The organism is Mycobacterium liflandii (assembly GCF_022354805.1).
Lineage (GTDB): Bacteria > Actinomycetota > Actinomycetes > Mycobacteriales > Mycobacteriaceae > Mycobacterium > Mycobacterium marinum.
In genome coordinates this window covers 4,013,320-4,029,413 of the sequence record NZ_CP023138.1, presented here as the reverse complement: position 1 = coordinate 4,029,413, position 16,094 = coordinate 4,013,320, and the positions used below count along the sequence as shown (strand labels likewise).

Sequence of the window (16,094 nt, the reverse complement as noted above, 5' to 3'; positions counted from 1 at the left end):
GCTCAGGCGGGCTCGGCGGGCGCCGTCGATTGGTCACAGCGCAGCACCGCAACCGAATGCCCGGCTAGTTCGGTGCCGGAGTCGCTGGTGTTCGGCTCACCCCAACCCAGCACCAGCGCACCGGATAGCGGCACCGTCGTCGCCTCGGTACCGAGATTGCACGCAATGCCAAACCGGCTGCGGCGCATGATGATCCAGCTCTGCTGCTCGTCATAGTCGATCACCAGGTGGTCCAGCCACGGATCGGCCAGGTCGGTCTCGTGGTGTCGCAACGCGATCAGATCGCGGTAGAAGCGCAGTAGCTGGGCATGCTCGCCTGAATCGCCTTCGCCCCAAACCAGTTTGGAGCGCAGAAAAGTCTGCGGATCTTGGGGATCGGGGATCTCGTCGGCATCCCATCCGTGCTCGGCGAACTCCGCTTTGCGTCCCTGCGCGGTGGCAACCGCCAACTCGGGCTCGGGGTGCGAGCTGAAGAACTGAAAAGGACTGCTGGCCCCCCATTCCTCGCCCATGAACAGCATCGCCGTGTAGGGCGAACCGAGTACCAATGCGGCTTTGATGGCCAGCTGGCCGCTGGTCAGGTTTTGTGAAGGGCGGTCGCCAAGCGCACGATTGCCGACCTGATCATGGGTGCAGGTGTAGGCGAGCAGACGGGTGGCCGGAATCGTGGCCGTGTCCAGCGGACGTCCGTGGCGGCGGCGCCGGAACGACGAATAGGTACCGGCGTGGAAGAAGCCCCGACGAAGTGTGTGTGCCAGCGTGGCCATCGAATCGGAATTGGCGCCGAAGTCCGCATAGTAACCCTGGCGTTCCCCGGAAACCGCTGTGTGAATCGCGTGATGGATGTCGTCGTCCCATTGCGCGGTGATCCCGTAGCCACCACCATCGCGCGGGGTGATCAGCCGCGGATCGTTGAGGTCGCTCTCGGCGACCAGCGACAGCGGGCGACCGACTTGCTTTGACAGCCAGTCGGTCTCGGTGGCCAGTTCTTCGAGGATGGGTACTGCGGTGGTGTCCACCAACGCGTGGACGGCGTCCAGCCGCAGACCGTCGGCATGGAATTCGCGCATCCAGCGCAGCGCGGCGCCGATGATGTAGCGGCGAACCTCGTCCGAGTCGGCGTCGGCGATATTGATGCCTTCCCCCCACGGGTTGCTCGCCGAGGACAGGTAAGGCCCGAATCGGGGCAGATAGTTTCCCGAAGGCCCGAGATGGTTGAACACCGCATCGATCAGCACTCCCAGACCGCGCGCATGGCAAGCGTCGACGAACCGGACCAGTCCGGCGGGGCCGCCGTAGGGCTCGTGGACGCTGTACCAGAGCACACCGTCATATCCCCAGCCGTGAGTGCCGGCAAAGGAGTTCACCGGCATCAGCTCGACGAAGTCGATCCCGAGATCGACTAGGTAGTCCAGCTTCTCGATGGCGGAGTCAAATGTGCCCGCGGCGGTGAAGGTGCCGACATGCAGCTCGTAGATCACCGCGCCGGTCACGGAGCGACCGGTCCAGGCGCCGTCGGTCCAGGTGGCCGCGGCGGGGTTCCACAGCTGGGAGCAGGCGTGCACCCCATCGGGCTGGCGGGCAGATCTGGGGTCGGGCAGCACCTTGGGGTCATCGTCGAGCAGAAATCCGTAGCGGGCAGCTGGCGCAGTCTCGATCGCGGTGTGCCACCAGCCGTCGTCGGTGCGCCTCATCGGGTACACGCCGCCCTCGACATCTAGCCGCACCAATTCGGGCTTGGGCGCCCACACCCGGAATTCAGTCATGCTTGGCGCTCCAACAGGACGACGGGCAGCTCAGAGAACAGTTCGGCGGCAGGTGCCGGCCCGCTTGCCAAGGCGCCGGTGAGAGTGTCGGTCCAGGACCCCTCGGGCAACGGCAATACCGTGTCATCCCAGCCATTTTCTTGCAGTCCTACCGTCCAGCGGGTCACCGCGACCAGGATGTCCTCGCCACGGCGAAACGCCACGATGTGATCTTCGGCGGTGCCACTGGCAAGCACCGGAATGTAGGCGCCGCGCAGGAAGCACTCCGGGTGGGAACGCCGCATTCGAAGGGCCGTGCTTACGACCCGGATCTTGGGATGCCGCAACTCTCGCAGCGCGGCTCGGCGGGCGGCGTAGTCGACGGGGCGCCGGTTGTCCGGATCGACCAGGCTGTCCTCCCACAGCTCGGTGCCTTGATAAACGTCGGGTATCCCGGGCACGGTCAGCGCGAGCAGCTTCTGGCCCAGCGCGTCACTGGCGGCATGGGGATTGAGGCGATCCACGAGTTGGGTCAGCTGCCCGGCCACCGGACCATCCAGGACAGCGTCCAGCCACCGGTGTACCGCGTCTTCGAAAGTGGAGTCCGGGTCGTTCCAGCTGGTGTGCCAAGCCGCTTCCCGAATCGCTTTCTCCGCGTAGCTGTGCAGCCGGTCGCGCAGCTGCTCGCTGACTTCCCCGGTGACCGGCCAGACGCCGAAGATGTTCTGCCACAGGAACTGTCCCGTTGCTCGGTCAGGGGAGGGGGCTTGGCTTTCGGCGCGGGCGACGAATTCGGCCCATAGTGACGGAACCTGGGACAACACGCTGATTCTCGCTCGCACGTCTTCGCCGCGTTTGGTGTCGTGGGTGGTCAACGTCGTCATGGTCTGCGGCCACATCCGGGTGCGGGTGGCCGCACTGTGATGAAACTCTGCGGCGCTGACTCCAAACCGGTGCGGCTCGCCACCCACCTCGTTGAGTGACACCAGCCGGGCGTCTCGGTAGAACAAGCAGTCCTCGACGGCCTTGGCGGTCACCGCGCCGCACAGTTGCTGCAGCCGGTTGGCGGGTTCGCCGCCGTGGGCCAAAGCCATCGCCACCAGCTGCAGCGGCGGGCCTAATTCGGGTGCCGCAATACAGGTTTCGGCGATCGCGGTCGGCATGATCGAGGCCAGCCCGGGGTAGTCGCAGCGGTAGACGCCGATATGGGTAAGCAACGCGGCCACCGCCTCACCCAGCAGCGGATGATCCCGGCCGGCCGTTGCGGCAATGCTTCGTCTCAACCGGCTCAATTCGCTGGACAGGGTGTCGGTTGTCGCCCGGATCTTGAGATCGGCCAACAGTGCCGCCATGGCCTGGTAGTCCACGTCGGCGGACTCGACCAGCGCGGTGAGCTCTGCCGCTCCGGCCGGGTCGGCGAAGAGTCCGCCGAGTTCTCGTAGCACGTCATAGCCCGTTGTGCCGTCCACCGGCAGCGTGGGCTTCAACGCCTCGTCGGCGGCCAGGATCTTCTCGATCACAATCCAGGCCTGCTGGCCGACCAGTTCGCGCAGCCATTGCAGATAGCCGCAGGGATCGGACAGCCCATCGGGGTGGTCGATACGAAGACCATCGACGAGTCCGTCGGCGAACCAACGTGCGATCTCGACATGGCTGGCATCGAAAACCGCGCGATCCTCTTGGCGTAGCCCGGCCAACGAGGTGATCGAGAAAAACCGGCGATAACCGCACAGGCCGCGTCGCCAGCCCACCAATCGGTAGTGCTGGCGCTCATGCACCTCGGCTCCGGTGCCGGTACCGGTACCCGCAGCGATGGGGAATGCCAGCGAGCCCAGCCGCAGCAGGTCCCCGTCGACCAACAGGTCGGCCACGTCTGCGTCAGAACCCAGCACCGGCAGCACGATTCGACCGTGCTCGTCGAGATCCCAGTCGATGTCGAAATACCCCGCATACTCGGAGTTGCGGCCGTGACGCAGCACATCCCACCACCACATGTTCTGTTGCGGCCGATCGACACCCACGTGGTTGGGCACGATGTCCACAATCAGGCCCATGCCGCGAGCCCGCGCCGCCGCGGATAGCCGCGCCAAGCCGTCGAGGCCGCCGAGCTCGGCTGACACCGTGGTCGGGTCGGTGACGTCATAGCCGTGGGAGGACCCCGCTACGGCGGTCAGGATAGGGGACAGGTAAAGATGGGAAACACCAAGCTCGCTGAGGTAATCCAGCACATTCTCGGCGTCTGCGAAAGTAAATCCGAATCCGCTTGATGGGCCGCGCAGCTGTAGTCGGTAGGTGGACAGGACGGGAAAGCCCATGGGCTACGCGGTCTTACGCAGCAAGATCAGCGAACGGCCGGGCACAGATACGGTGTCTTCGGCCTTCACCACCGCGTCGGCATCGCCGGCTGGATGGTTGGTGTCCAGCTCCACCGTCCATTCGTTGGCATAGTCATCGTGCGGCATGACGAACTCCACCGTTTCGTCATGGGCGTTGAAGCACAACAGAAATGAGTTGTCAACGACTCGTTCACCGCGGGCGTTGGGTGCGGTGATCGCCTCACCGTTGAGGAACACCGCAACGCACTTGTGGAAGCTGCGGTTCCAATCGTCGTGCAACATCTCCTGGCCGCTCGGGGTCAGCCAGGCGATGTCTCGCACCTCGTCGCCGGTTCGGATCGGCTCACCCTCGAAAAACCGTCGCCGACGAAAGACCGGATGGTTTCTGCGCAACGTGGTCACCTTGCGGGCGAATGCCAGCAGGTCGGCATTCGCTTCAACCAATGACCAGTCCATCCACGATATTTCGGAGTCCTGGCAGTAGACATTGTTGTTGCCCTGTTGGGTGCGCCCGATTTCGTCGCCATGGGCAATCATCGGTGTGCCCTGGCTGACCATCAAGGTGGCCCAGAAGTTGCGCATTTGGCGGTAGCGCAGCGCCACGATGTCGGGATCGTCGGTGGGGCCCTCGATGCCGCAGTTCCAAGAGCGGTTGTGACTTTCCCCGTCACGATTGTCTTCGCCGTTGGCGCTGTTGTGCTTTTCGTTGTAAGAGACCAGGTCGTTGAGGGTGAACCCATCATGAGCGGTGACGAAGTTGATGCTGGCGCTCGGCCGTCGACCGGTCGCCTCATAGAGATCCGACGACCCGGTCAGCCGGGAAGCGAATTCGCCAAGGGTTGCGGGCTCGCCCCGCCAGTAGTCACGCACAGTATCGCGGTATTTCCCGTTCCACTCCGTCCACAAACCGGGAAAGTTGCCGACCTGGTAGCCACCTTCGCCGACGTCCCACGGCTCGGCAATCAACTTGACCTGGCTGACCACCGGATCCTGCTGCACCAGGTCGAAAAACGCGCTCAGTCGGTCTACGTCGTGCAACTCGCGGGCCAAAGTCGCGGCCAGGTCGAAGCGGAATCCGTCGACGTGCATCTCGATCACCCAGTAGCGCAGCGAGTCCATGATCAGCTGCAGCACGTGGGGGTGGCGGGCGTTGAGGCTGTTGCCGGTGCCGGTGTAGTCCTTGTACCAGCGCAGGTCGGAGTCAACCAGCCGGTAGTACGCGGAGTTGTCGATACCGCGGAAGTTGATCGTTGGGCCGAGGCGATTGCCTTCGGCGGTGTGGTTGTACACGACGTCGAGGATGACCTCGATGCCTGCTTCGTGCAGGCTGCGCACCATGGACTTGAACTCTCCCACCGCGCTGCCGGCTTGGCGGTTGGCTGCGTATTGGTTGTGCGGGGCGAAGAATCCAAAGGTGTTGTAGCCCCAGTAGTTCCGTAGGCCTAGGTCCAGCAGTCGCGAGTCGTGCATGAATTGGTGCACCGGCATCAGTTCGATGGTGGTGACATTGAGGGACTTCAGGTGGTCGATGATCGCCGGGTGGGCCAGCCCAGCGTAGGTGCTGCGAAGTTCCTCGGGGATGTCCGGATGGGTCTGGGTCATGCCTTTGACGTGGGCTTCGTAGATGACGGTCTCGTGGTAGGGAATCATCGGAGCCCGGTCATAACCCCAGTCGAAGAACGGGTTGATCACCACACTTGTCATGGTGGAGCCCAGGGAGTCGACCATGGGAGGGATACCGGGGTCGGCCGAGCCCAGGTCGACAGTCTTCATGTCATAGGAGAACAGCGCCTGCCCGAAGGTGAAATCGCCGTCGAACGCCTTCCCGTACGGGTCGAGCAGCAGCTTGCTCGGGTCACAGCGGTGCCCGGCCGCGGGGTCGAATGGCCCGTAGACCCGAAAGCCGTAGCGCTGGCCGGGGCTGATGTTGGGGAGATAGGCGTGCCAGACGTATCCGTCGACCTCCTCGAGAGAGATCCGCGATTCGCTATCGTCGTCGGCGATCAGGCAGAGGTCGACCCGGTCGGCGATTTCGGAAAAGAGCGAAAAGTTGGTGCCGGCGCCGTCATAGGTGGCTCCCAGTGGATACGCGCTGCCCGGCCATACGGTGGGCAGCGGAGGTGGCGTTACGCCAGAGTCCACGGCGTTGTTCGGCGACATCGTATGACCTTATCCGCGTTGGGGGTTGGTCCGCGTATTTCGCGCTGACAAGCCCGGCGCCCTGTCGGGCCGGCGCGGCCGGACAGGCGAGGGCGGATCTCACCACCAGCCGGTGATTGCTGCGATCTGCCGCCCGAGTTCGGGGGCCATGGTGCGGGCATAGGTGGGTGTCATGTGGTGAGCGTCACGGTAGATCAGCACATTTCCCTCGACCGCGCGACAGTAGTCGGGCCGACATATCGCGTCTGACATGTCGATCGGTTTGAGGTTCGGGAACCGGTCTACGAAAGCCAACGTGGTGTTGTAGTCCGACAGCAGTTCAGAGCGCTTGATTCCGCAGGACTGCGCATCGCCCCCCTTGGCCAGGCAGTCCGCCGGTTTGAACGGCTGGCCGTCCTTGACCATCCAGGGGGTGTCCCGAACCGCGAGGACGGGAATGTTGTTGTCGGCAAATGTTTGCCAGATACCGATGTAGGTGGCCGGCATGACGTCGCCCGGCTTGATGTTCCACGGCCGTGTCGACGTGGTGAACACATAGTCGGGACGGTCGGTGACCAGTTTCTCCATCGTCTTCTGCACCCACTCGCGGCACTGCGGGTACGGGGCGTTGTTGCCCATGATCAGCGGGACTTCTTCGGTGGACAGCGGGCAGCCCATCTTGAGGTACGTCACCACCTTGAAGTGATGCAGACGCCCGAGTAGATCCAGTGCCGGAAGCCAATGTTCGGCGTGCGAACCTCCGGCGAGCGCGATGGTCCGGGAAGCGTCCACATCGCCGTAGGTGCAATTGACCAGCGCCGGATTGACGAAGTCACTGATGCAGCCGTCTCGAGTGGAAGCGGGAAAGTCGCCTTTGGCTTCGAACACGGTGGGGCGCATCCGCAGTTTGGGCACCCGGACATGGTCGGTCAGGGCACGTGCTCCGGGATAGTCGTTGGCGCTGAGTCCCCGGAGCTCTTTGCCGGAGGCGCGTTCGACGATCACGTGCTCTCGCCAGGTGAACGACGTAGCGGTCAGGGTGACGCCCAGCAACACCACGACCGACCCCATCGCGATGGTCGGCCGGCGCAACCGGAGCTGCCAGGGAATCGCTTGCGTCTTGACTGCGGCGGCGGTGCCCGACGGCGCGCGATACCGCAATGGGTCTTCGACGTGGCGAGTGGTCAGAAATGCCAGTACTCCCGATACCAGCAGTATCGCTGCACCCTCGATGAAGTTTGCGTGCCGGTGGCCGGTGTAGGAGAGCCAGAAGATCAGCAGCGGCCAGTGCCATAGGTACAGCGAGTAGGCCATCGCGCCGAGCGTCACCAGTGGCCCGGCGGCCAGCAGTCGATTGGGTAGCGGAAGACGGTCGCGGGTGCTCGGATGGGCCTGCCGGTTGGCCCCAGCCATGATCATCAGCATCGCGGCGCCGACTGGTACCAACGCCCATGGGCCAGGAAATTCTTTGACGCCGTTGATCAGGGCGCCGCACGACAGGACTATCGCCAACCCCACGGTGGCCGCGATGGTGCGCAGCCACATCGGCCAGCGAATGTAGGGCACCAGCGCACCCACCAGCGCCCCCAGGAGCAGCTCCCAGGCCCGCGCAAAGCTGTTGTAGTACGCGGTCGGCTGGTAGGCCTGGTGGGCGATGATCGCATAAACAAAGGACGCGATCGTGAGCGCGCTGAGCAGCACCACGAACATGGTCCGCAGATGGGTGCCGAGCAGACGCCGGAACAAAAAGGTGCACCCGGTGATCAAAAGCAGGAAGGCCAGATAGAACTGGCCCTGCACCGACATCGACCAGATGTGCTGTAGCGGGCTGACCGCTTCGCCGGCGCGCAGGTAGTCCGCGGCAGAGTTGGCCAGTTCCCAGTTCTGGTAGTAGCCCAGACTGGCCAGGCTCTGGTCGGCGAACGCTTCCCATCGGGTCTGCGGTTGAACCAGGATGGTGAGCAACGCACAGGCGGCTAGGACCACGACCATGGCCGGCAGCAGCCGGCGGATCAGCCGGATCAGCTCAGTTATCGGTGAGAGCTTCAGACTCGGATTCAGGGCGGTGCGCAGAATCTTGCCGCCGAAAAAGAACCCCGATAGCGCCAAGAAGACGTCCACTCCGCCGGAAACCCGGCCGAACCAAACGTGGAATATGGCTACGAGGGCGATCGCGATACCGCGCAAACCGTCCAGATCATGGCGGTAAAAGCCGGTTTTTCGGGTCCCCATAGCGACCGGCGCCGCGGCGGCGGTCGGTGATGTGGGCGGTGTCAGCGTCTGCATGGTCGACTGACAATTTACCGAAAAGCCACCTGCTTCCCTCGCTGAGCAGCGATGTCAGCGAGAGATGCAGGTGGCGTGGGTTGGGAACTACCCAGGTTGACGGTCGGTTACCGCGCGGTGGTGGCCGGAGCCGGCTGCAGCGGCACCAACTGTGTCGGTGCCTGCTGAACTGGGGATTGCTGGGTCGGCAGCTGTTGCAGGGGGACTTGTTGGGTCGGCGCCTGGCGGGTCGGTGCCTGCAGCGGTGCCTGCTGAGTCGGCAACTGTTGGGCGGGTGCCTGTTGCAGCGGTGCCTGCTGAGTCGGCACCTGCTGCAGCGGTGCCTGTCGAAGCGGGGTCTGCGGCAGCGGTGTCTGCTGCAACGGCGCTTGCGAAGCGCCGATGATCCGGACTAGGTAAGGCATCATGTCGGTGGTGCGTACCGGCGAGACCTGCACGACGTCGCCCACCTCCAACATCTGCCCGTTTCCGAGGTACATCGCCACGCTCTGGGTGCCCTCGGGGCCGTAGAAGAGCAGGTCGGCCTTGCGGGCCTGCTGCGGCAGGACCTTCTGGCCGACTTTGTACATCTCACCGGAGGAGCGCGGCAGCTTGATCCCAGCGCCGGCGTAGGCGTATTGGATCAACCCCGACGCGTCGAATCCGACGGTGTAGATGCCCGTCCCCTTGCCGCGGGACGGACCCGTGATACCGCCGCCGGCCCAGGAGAACGGCACGCCGCGCTGCGAAAGTCCGCGCGCGACCACGACGTCGGTTGCCTGCTGGTAGTCCACCGGCCGGACACTGGGGTCGGCGGCCGCGATGCCCGGGGCGGCCGCCATCGGGGCCGCCATCATCACCAAACCGATCGCGAAGGCGTAGATGCGTTTCATCGGGATTCCAATCTCCTAGGCTCTCCCAGGCCCTCTTGTGGGCCTCCTGTGCCTCAGCGCGGTGACTTCGCGCGTCCGCCGCTGTTCCATGACTCACGCGATGGCCGCTACGTCGAGACCTAACGCCGTTGCATGACAGTTGGAAACGTGAACCAGTCGGTTAGGTCGCTGTATTCACATCAGTCACTACAGCCACTTTGACAACGGATGTGTTCGCTCGCCAGGTCCCCAGGTCATTTTTTGTCTTAACGTGACCGGACGGTGACTGTGCTGGTCAGTGGCCTATCGGCGGTTGTGATTTCGGTCTCAGCAGCCTTGCTGGCCGCGCTCGGGGAACCGTGTCGGTCAGTGCCAGTAGGTTTCACTGAAGCCGGTCAGCGCGTACCCGATCACCGAAGTGACCGTGATGACGGCGATGGCGATGATCGGCCAGAAGGACATGTACCAGCCCTTCACCATGGAAACCAGCGGGCCGATCACGGCTGCGGCCACGGCCGCGCCGATGCCGCCCCACATGACCGGATAGATGTAGTAGTTGACGGCGAATGGCACAGGGGGGCAGTCCTCGGAAATGCACACGTTCTGGGAGAAGGCGAATAGCTGCGACGGCCAACTGGTCGTGGTCACCACAACCAGTAGCGCGCCCAAGAACGCGACCGTGAGGATCACATCCAGTGGAGCAATGCGCAGCGTGAGGATCTGCGGTGGCCGATCCTCGGTGTGGTCGGGGATCGGCGTTGCGTCGGTATCTGAACCGGTCGTGTGGTCGTGCTGGTTCGGCAAAGCCATGTCATGCATGCTTCCCGATGTCCGGGCTTTGTGCGACCCGCAGCCGCGTGGGCCCCGGTGCGGCCGCGTTCGGCTCGGTTACCCTCGGATTCCATGTCTGCCGCCGACACATCGAGGGGCGGTTTGACGCCCGAGCAAATCGGTGCGATCGATGCCGCCAACGTGTGGCACCCCTACAGCACCATTGGCACCACGGCCGCACCCAACCTGGTAGTGGTCTCGGCTCGCGGCGCCTGGCTGACCTTGATCCACGACGGCCAGCCGATCGAGGTGCTCGACGCGATGAGCTCCTGGTGGACCTCGGTCCACGGGCATGGGCACCCAGTGCTGGACGCGGCCGTGAGCGCCCAGGTGGGCACGATGAGCCACGTCATGTTCGGTGGGTTGACCCACGAACCGGCGGCCAGGCTGGCCAAACTGCTCGTCGATATCACCCCGGCCGGTTTGGAAACGGTCTTTTTCAGCGACTCCGGATCGGTGGCGGTAGAAGTCGCGGTGAAGATGGCGTTGCAGTATTGGCGCAGTCGTGGCCGGCCGGGAAAGCACCGCCTGATGACCTGGCGCGGCGGCTACCACGGCGACACTTTCACGCCGATGAGCGTCTGCGACCCCGAGGGCGGGATGCACTCGCTATGGACCGACATCCTGGCCCGGCAAGTGTTCGCGCCGCACGTGCCTCACGATTACGACCCCGCCTACAGTGCGGCGTTCGAAGCGCAACTGGCACAGCATGCCGCCGAATTGGCGGCCGTCGTCGTCGAACCGGTGGTGCAAGGAGCGGGCGGGATGCGCTTCCACGACCCGCGCTATCTGGCTGACCTGCGAGATTTCTGTCGGCGCCATGAGGTGCTCTTGATCTTCGACGAGATCGCCACCGGCTTCGGCCGCACCGGCGAACTCTTCGCTGCCGACCATGCCGGGGTGAGCCCGGACATCATGTGCGTCGGCAAGGCGCTCACCGGTGGTTATCTCAGTCTGGCCGCCACGTTGTGCACGACGGACATCGCGCACACCATCAGCGCCGGTGCGGCCGGCGCGCTGATGCACGGACCGACCTTCATGGCGAATCCGCTGGCCTGCGCGGTGTCGGTGGCCAGCGTCGAGCTGCTGCTCGAACAGGACTGGCGAGGCACGGTCGCCGGGATCGCTTCCGGTTTGACCACCGGACTCGAACCCGCTCGGGCATTGCCAGGGGTGACCGACGTGCGGGTACGCGGCGCGATCGGCGTGATCGAATGCGACCGACCGGTCAATTTGTCTGTCGCCACCCCAGTTGCCCTAGAGCACGGTGTCTGGCTGCGTCCGTTTCGCAACCTGGTCTACGCGATGCCGCCATACATCTGCGCCCCGGATGAGATCGCGCAGATCAGCTCCGCGATGGTCGAGGTCGCGCGTCTCGTAGGCTGAAGACTCATGGGCGCCCCCACACAGATTCCGATTGAGACGTCGCCACTGGCCTGGCTGGACGCTGTCGAACGGCAGCGCCGCGATGCTGGGCTGCGTCGCTCGCTGCGCCCGCGTCCTCCCGTCGGTACCGAGTTGGACCTTGCGTCCAACGATTACCTGGGGCTGTCCCAGCACCCCGACGTGATTGAAGGCGGTGTCCAGGCACTGCGCATCTGGGGCGCAGGCGCCACCGGTTCGCGCCTGGTCACCGGCGACACCGAGCTGCACCAGCAGTTGGAAGCCGAACTCGCCGAATACGTCGGCGCTGCCGCGGGCCTGTTGTTTTCGTCGGGCTACACGGCGAACTTGGGAGCCGTCGTCGGTCTGTCCGGGCCGGGTTCGCTTTTGGTCTCCGATGCGTACTCGCACGCGTCCCTGGTGGACGCCTGCCGCCTTTCGCGCGCTCGGGTGGTCGTGACGCCGCACCGCGACGTTGCTGCGGTGGACGCGGCGCTGGCCTCGCGCGACGAGCAACGGGCCATGGTCATCACCGACTCGGTGTTCAGCGCCGACGGCACCTTGGCCCCGCTTCGTGAGTTGCTCGCCGCCTGCCGCCGGCACCGGGCCCTGCTCGTCATCGACGAGGCGCACGGACTGGGCGTTCGCGGTGGCGGGCGCGGGCTGTTGCACGAGCTGGGGCTGGCGGGTGCGCCCGATGTGGTGCTGACCACGACGCTGTCGAAAGCTCTCGGCAGCCAGGGTGGTGCCGTTCTGGGGCCGGCCGCGGTGCGTGCGCACCTCATCGATGCGGCCCGGCCGTTCATCTTCGACACCGGTTTGGCGCCGGCCGCAGTGGGCGCGGCGCGGGCCGCGCTGGGTGTGCTCAAGGCCGAGCAGTGGCGGCCCGACGCGGTGTTGCAGAACGCCCGTGAACTCGCGGACATCTGCGACGTGCCCGAGACGCCGCAGTCCGCGGTGGTGTCCGTGTTGCTGGGCGACCCGGAGGTGGCGCTGGCCGCCGCGGCGGCCTGTCTGGACGCCGGTGTCAAGGTGGGGTGCTTCCGGCCCCCGACGGTGCCCGCCGGGACATCACGGCTGAGACTGACGGCGCGCGCGTCGTTGAGTCCTGACGAGATGGAGCTGGCCCGGCGGGTGCTGACCGACGTTCTTCTCGGCCCTGCCGCGGCATGCCGTTGACCGTCCTGTGCGTCACCGGCACCTGCACCGGGGTCGGCAAGACGGTCGTCACCGCGGCGCTGGCGTCCCAGGCGAACCAAGCGGGTATCGACGTGGTTGTGTGCAAACCCGTTCAGACTGGCACCGGCAACGGCGACGACGATCTGGCCGAGATAGGTCGGCTATCCGGGGTAACCGAGCTGGTCGGCTTGGCGCGTTACCCGTTGCCGATGGCGCCTGCCGCGGCGGCGGAGCAGGCCGGGCAGCCGCTGCCCAGCCGCGATCAGTTGGTGCAGCACATTCGGGGTCTGGACCGTCCGGGCCGGTTGACGCTCGTCGAAGGTGCAGGCGGATTGCTCGTCGAGCTCGCCGACTCCGGCGGCACGCTGCGGGACCTCGCCGTCGATCTGGGTGCCGCCATGCTGGTGGTGGTCGCCGCGGGACTGGGCACGCTCAATCACACTGCATTGACCCTGGAAGCGCTTGCGGCGCAGAAGGTTTCATGCGCCGGTCTGGTGCTCGGCAGTTGGCCGGCGCATCCCGGATTGGTGGAATCCTCGAATCGGGACGCCCTGGCTCGCTTGGCTCCCATGCGGGCCGTGCTTTCCGCCGGAGCCGCGCAGCTCAGCGTTGCGGACTTCGCGGTCATGAGTGCGGGCGCGTTCGACCGCGAATGGGTAGCCACGTTGGTCGGTTGAGATGGTGCATTCGATCGAGCTGGTCTTTGACCGCGACACCGAGGCCGCGGTCCGCCGCATCTGGGAGGAGCTGGCCGGTGCCGGGATCCCCAGCCAGGCGCCGGCGAGCCGTCCGCACGTGACAATGGCCGTCGCCGATCGGATCAGCTCCGAGGTGGACGAGCTGCTGAGCCCGGTTGCCGCAACACTTCCCCTGAGTTGTGCGATCGGTGCGCCGGTCTTGTTCGGCCGGGCAAGTGTGGTCTTCGCACGCCTGGTGGTGCCAACAGTCGAGCTGTTGGCACTGCACTCCGAGGTACACCGGTTGTGTGCGCCCTATCTGGACCCGGCGCCGATGCCGAATAGCCTGCCCGGGCATTGGACCGGCCATGTCACCCTGGCCCGGCGGGTCGGTGGGGCCCAGCTGGGGCGGGCATTGCGGATTGCCGGCCGCCCCGCACAAATCAATGGCAGTTTCGCCGGCCTGCGCCGCTGGGACGGGAACAAACGCGCTGAGCAACCGATCACATGACGGTGCTCAGCACGGTGAAATCACAGCACAGCGCGCGGTGGGCTACCGCGTCAGGTTTGTGCAGCCGTGCACGGCTACCCTAAGTTGGCAGTTCTGTGCTCGACAGGCTCGGGCCAGACCACAGATTTTGACGAAGACCAGGGGAGTACTTGGTGACTCAGGCGGCTACTCGACCCAGCAATGACGCCGGCCAGGATGGCGTGACCGAACCAGACATTCTGGCCGTGGCGCGGCAGCAGGTGCTGGAGCGTGGGGCGGGCTTGAATCAGGAGCAGGTCCTGCAGGTCCTGCAGCTATCGGAGGACCGCCTGGAAGAACTGCTGGTGCTGGCCCATGACGTCCGGATGCGCTGGTGCGGCCCCGAGGTCGAGGTCGAGGGCATCATCAGCCTAAAGACCGGTGGCTGCCCGGAGGATTGCCACTTCTGCTCGCAATCGGGCCTGTTCAGCTCGCCGGTACGCAGCGCCTGGTTGGACATCCCCAGCCTGGTCGAGGCGGCCAAGCAGACGGCCAAGTCCGGCGCTACCGAATTTTGCATCGTGGCGGCGGTCCGCGGTCCCGATGCCAGGCTGCTGTCCCAGGTCGCCGCGGGCATCGAGGCGATTCGAAACGAAGTTGAAATCAACGTCGCCTGCTCGCTGGGCATGCTGACCGCCGAGCAGGTGGAACAGCTCGCGGCGATGGGTGTGCATCGCTACAACCACAACCTGGAGACCGCTCGCTCGTACTTCACCAACGTCGTTACGACGCACACGTGGGAGGAGCGCTGGCAGACGCTCACGATGGTGCGCGACGCCGGCATGGAGGTGTGCTGCGGCGGCATCCTCGGTATGGGGGAGACGCTGGAGCAGCGCGCCGAATTCGCCGCCAACCTGGCCGAGCTGGACCCCGACGAGGTCCCGTTGAACTTCCTCAACCCCCGCCCCGGCACCCCCTTCGGTGACCTCGAGGTGCTGCCGGCCGGCGAAGCGCTCAAGGCGGTTGGTGCGTTCCGATTGGCGCTACCGCGCACGATGCTGCGCTTTGCCGGTGGCCGCGAGATCACCCTCGGCGACCTGGGCGCCAAGCGTGGGATCCTGGGCGGCATCAACGCGGTGATCGTCGGAAACTACCTGACCACGCTCGGCCGTCCGGCCGAAGCTGACCTGGAACTGTTGGAAGACCTACAGATGCCGTTGAAGGCGCTCAACGCAAGTTTGTAGGAAATCAAGGACATTGTGGTGGGAAGTCTCGGTGCTCCGGTCACTGCCGGCGTCTACAACGTCTACACCGGCGAACTGTCGGGTACGACCACGCCCACAGCGGCCCAGTTAGGTCTGGAGCCGCCGCGGTTCTGTGCCGAATGCGGACGGCGGATGATCGTGCAGATTCGTCCCGATGGTTGGTGGGCACGATGCTCGCGGCACGGGCAGGTGGACTCTTCGGAGTTGGAGACGCGTCGGTGACCGAGGAATCGGTGCCTGCTGTTCCCACCACGTCCCACGAGCCGCAGCCGCCCGTCGACGCGGTGGGGTTGCCGGATTCCGGTGGCCCTCGAACGTCGCGAACCCGCGCAATCACCACCGTGATGCTCGGTCTTACCGCGGTTGGCCTCTTGGTTGGCGGACTTTGGGCCTGGGTGGCGCCGGCCGTTCATGCCGTGGTCGCCGTCACCCGGACGGGCGAGCGTGTGCACGATTACTTGGGTAGCGAGTCAGAGAATTTCTTTGTCGCACCGTTCTTGATGCTCGGGCTGTTGGGTGTGGTGGCCGTGGTGGCGGCGGTGCTGATCTGGCAGTGGCGTGAACACAGAGGGCCCGCGATGGTGGCCGCCTTTGCGGCCGGGCTGGTGGGCGCCGCGGCGGCGGCAACCGCCGTCGGTGCGTTGCTGGTGTACTGGCGCTATGGCGCGTTGGATTTCGACACGGTGCCGCTGGCCAGCGGCGATCACTCGTTGACATACGTGATCGAGGCGCCGCCGGTGTTTTTCGCCCGCCACGCGTCTTTGGTAGCGGCCACCCTGTTGTTGCCCGCGGCCGTCGGGTCACTGGTGTACGCACTGATGGCGGCCGGAACCGTGCGTGATGATCTGGGCGGTTACCCGCCGGTCGAGCCCCGGCCGGCCGCACCCGCAAAAGCCCCCGAAGCGCCCGTGCCGTAACGGATTTCGGTGCGGC

The 16,094-nt window shown here is 65.3% G+C and carries 13 protein-coding genes; 7 read left to right on the top strand and 6 right to left on the bottom strand.

Annotated features, from left to right (window positions below):
• Positions 1–2: 2 nt before the first annotated feature.
• The 6 genes from treZ to CKW46_RS17920 all read right to left on the bottom strand — a co-directional run bounded on the left by treZ (position 3) and on the right by CKW46_RS17920 (position 10,167).
• Positions 3–1,766 (bottom strand): malto-oligosyltrehalose trehalohydrolase, encoded by a 1,764-nt coding sequence (gene treZ, locus CKW46_RS17945; protein WP_482052218.1) that lies wholly within the window; start codon positions 1,764–1,766, stop codon positions 3–5.
• Entirely contained in the window at positions 1,763–4,060 is a 2,298-nt protein-coding gene (treY, locus tag CKW46_RS17940; protein ID WP_482052217.1) for a malto-oligosyltrehalose synthase, read from the bottom strand. The genes treZ and treY overlap by 4 nt, the downstream gene beginning before the upstream one ends.
• Before the next feature lie 3 nt (positions 4,061–4,063).
• Complete coding sequence (gene glgX, locus CKW46_RS17935; protein ID WP_482052216.1) at positions 4,064–6,241, bottom strand: glycogen debranching protein GlgX; 2,178 nt, start codon at positions 6,239–6,241, stop codon at positions 4,064–4,066.
• A gap of 99 nt (positions 6,242–6,340) precedes the next feature.
• A complete protein-coding gene (sucT, locus tag CKW46_RS17930) occupies positions 6,341–8,506 on the bottom strand; it encodes an acetyltransferase SucT (RefSeq protein WP_015356016.1) in 2,166 nt (721 codons plus the stop codon).
• Positions 8,507–8,613: 107 nt separating this feature from the next.
• Positions 8,614–9,378, bottom strand: a complete 765-nt coding sequence (ripD, locus tag CKW46_RS17925) for an NlpC/P60 family peptidoglycan-binding protein RipD (protein ID WP_015356015.1) — start codon at positions 9,376–9,378, stop codon at positions 8,614–8,616.
• 345 nt (positions 9,379–9,723) lie between these two features.
• On the bottom strand, positions 9,724–10,167 hold the full coding sequence (locus CKW46_RS17920; protein WP_012394130.1) for a hypothetical protein: 444 nt from the start codon (positions 10,165–10,167) through the stop codon (positions 9,724–9,726).
• Positions 10,168–10,260: 93 nt separating this feature from the next.
• Here CKW46_RS17920 and CKW46_RS17915 point away from each other — a divergent pair, with 93 nt between their 5' ends.
• The 7 genes from CKW46_RS17915 to CKW46_RS17885 all read left to right on the top strand — a co-directional run bounded on the left by CKW46_RS17915 (position 10,261) and on the right by CKW46_RS17885 (position 16,078).
• Positions 10,261–11,574, top strand: coding sequence for an adenosylmethionine--8-amino-7-oxononanoate transaminase (locus tag CKW46_RS17915; protein ID WP_015356014.1), 1,314 nt, complete (start codon positions 10,261–10,263; stop codon positions 11,572–11,574).
• A 6-nt stretch (positions 11,575–11,580) separates the two neighbouring features.
• On the top strand, positions 11,581–12,750 hold the full coding sequence (locus tag CKW46_RS17910; RefSeq protein WP_015356013.1) for an 8-amino-7-oxononanoate synthase: 1,170 nt from the start codon (positions 11,581–11,583) through the stop codon (positions 12,748–12,750).
• Entirely contained in the window at positions 12,747–13,427 is a 681-nt protein-coding gene (gene bioD, locus CKW46_RS17905; RefSeq protein WP_041300365.1) for a dethiobiotin synthase, read from the top strand. The genes CKW46_RS17910 and bioD overlap by 4 nt, the downstream gene beginning before the upstream one ends.
• A 1-nt stretch (position 13,428) precedes the next feature.
• The gene (locus CKW46_RS17900) at positions 13,429–13,938 is read left to right on the top strand and encodes a 2'-5' RNA ligase family protein (protein ID WP_020787707.1); all 510 of its coding nucleotides are present in this window, start codon (positions 13,429–13,431) and stop codon (positions 13,936–13,938) included.
• 152 nt (positions 13,939–14,090) lie between these two features.
• Positions 14,091–15,140 carry a biotin synthase BioB gene (bioB, locus tag CKW46_RS17895; protein WP_117436782.1) on the top strand — a complete coding sequence of 350 codons (1,050 nt, stop codon included), beginning with the start codon at positions 14,091–14,093 and terminating at the stop codon, positions 15,138–15,140.
• A 3-nt stretch (positions 15,141–15,143) separates the two neighbouring features.
• Positions 15,144–15,383 (top strand): biotin synthase auxiliary protein BsaP, encoded by a 240-nt coding sequence (gene bsaP / locus CKW46_RS17890; protein WP_117436783.1) that lies wholly within the window; start codon positions 15,144–15,146, stop codon positions 15,381–15,383.
• A gap of 122 nt (positions 15,384–15,505) precedes the next feature.
• Entirely contained in the window at positions 15,506–16,078 is a 573-nt protein-coding gene (locus tag CKW46_RS17885; RefSeq protein ID WP_231395692.1) for a DUF2567 domain-containing protein, read from the top strand.
• Positions 16,079–16,094: the final 16 nt, after the last annotated feature.

Bases quoted from the DNA above. Each gene is read 5' to 3' on its own strand.
- glgX (WP_482052216.1), bottom strand. From the start codon at position 6,241: ATGTCGCCGAACAACGCCGTGGACTCTGGCGTAACGCCACCTCCGCTG.
- CKW46_RS17920 (WP_012394130.1), bottom strand. From the start codon at position 10,167: ATGGCTTTGCCGAACCAGCACGACCACACGACCGGTTCAGATACCGAC.
- CKW46_RS17900 (WP_020787707.1), top strand. From the start codon at position 13,429: ATGGTGCATTCGATCGAGCTGGTCTTTGACCGCGACACCGAGGCCGCG.
- ripD (WP_015356015.1), bottom strand. From the start codon at position 9,378: ATGAAACGCATCTACGCCTTCGCGATCGGTTTGGTGATGATGGCGGCC.
- CKW46_RS17915 (WP_015356014.1), top strand. From the start codon at position 10,261: ATGTCTGCCGCCGACACATCGAGGGGCGGTTTGACGCCCGAGCAAATC.
- CKW46_RS17910 (WP_015356013.1), top strand. From the start codon at position 11,581: ATGGGCGCCCCCACACAGATTCCGATTGAGACGTCGCCACTGGCCTGG.
- treY (WP_482052217.1), bottom strand. From the start codon at position 4,060: ATGGGCTTTCCCGTCCTGTCCACCTACCGACTACAGCTGCGCGGCCCA.
- CKW46_RS17885 (WP_231395692.1), top strand. From the start codon at position 15,506: ATGCTCGGTCTTACCGCGGTTGGCCTCTTGGTTGGCGGACTTTGGGCC.
- treZ (WP_482052218.1), bottom strand. From the start codon at position 1,766: ATGACTGAATTCCGGGTGTGGGCGCCCAAGCCCGAATTGGTGCGGCTA.
- sucT (WP_015356016.1), bottom strand. From the start codon at position 8,506: ATGCAGACGCTGACACCGCCCACATCACCGACCGCCGCCGCGGCGCCG.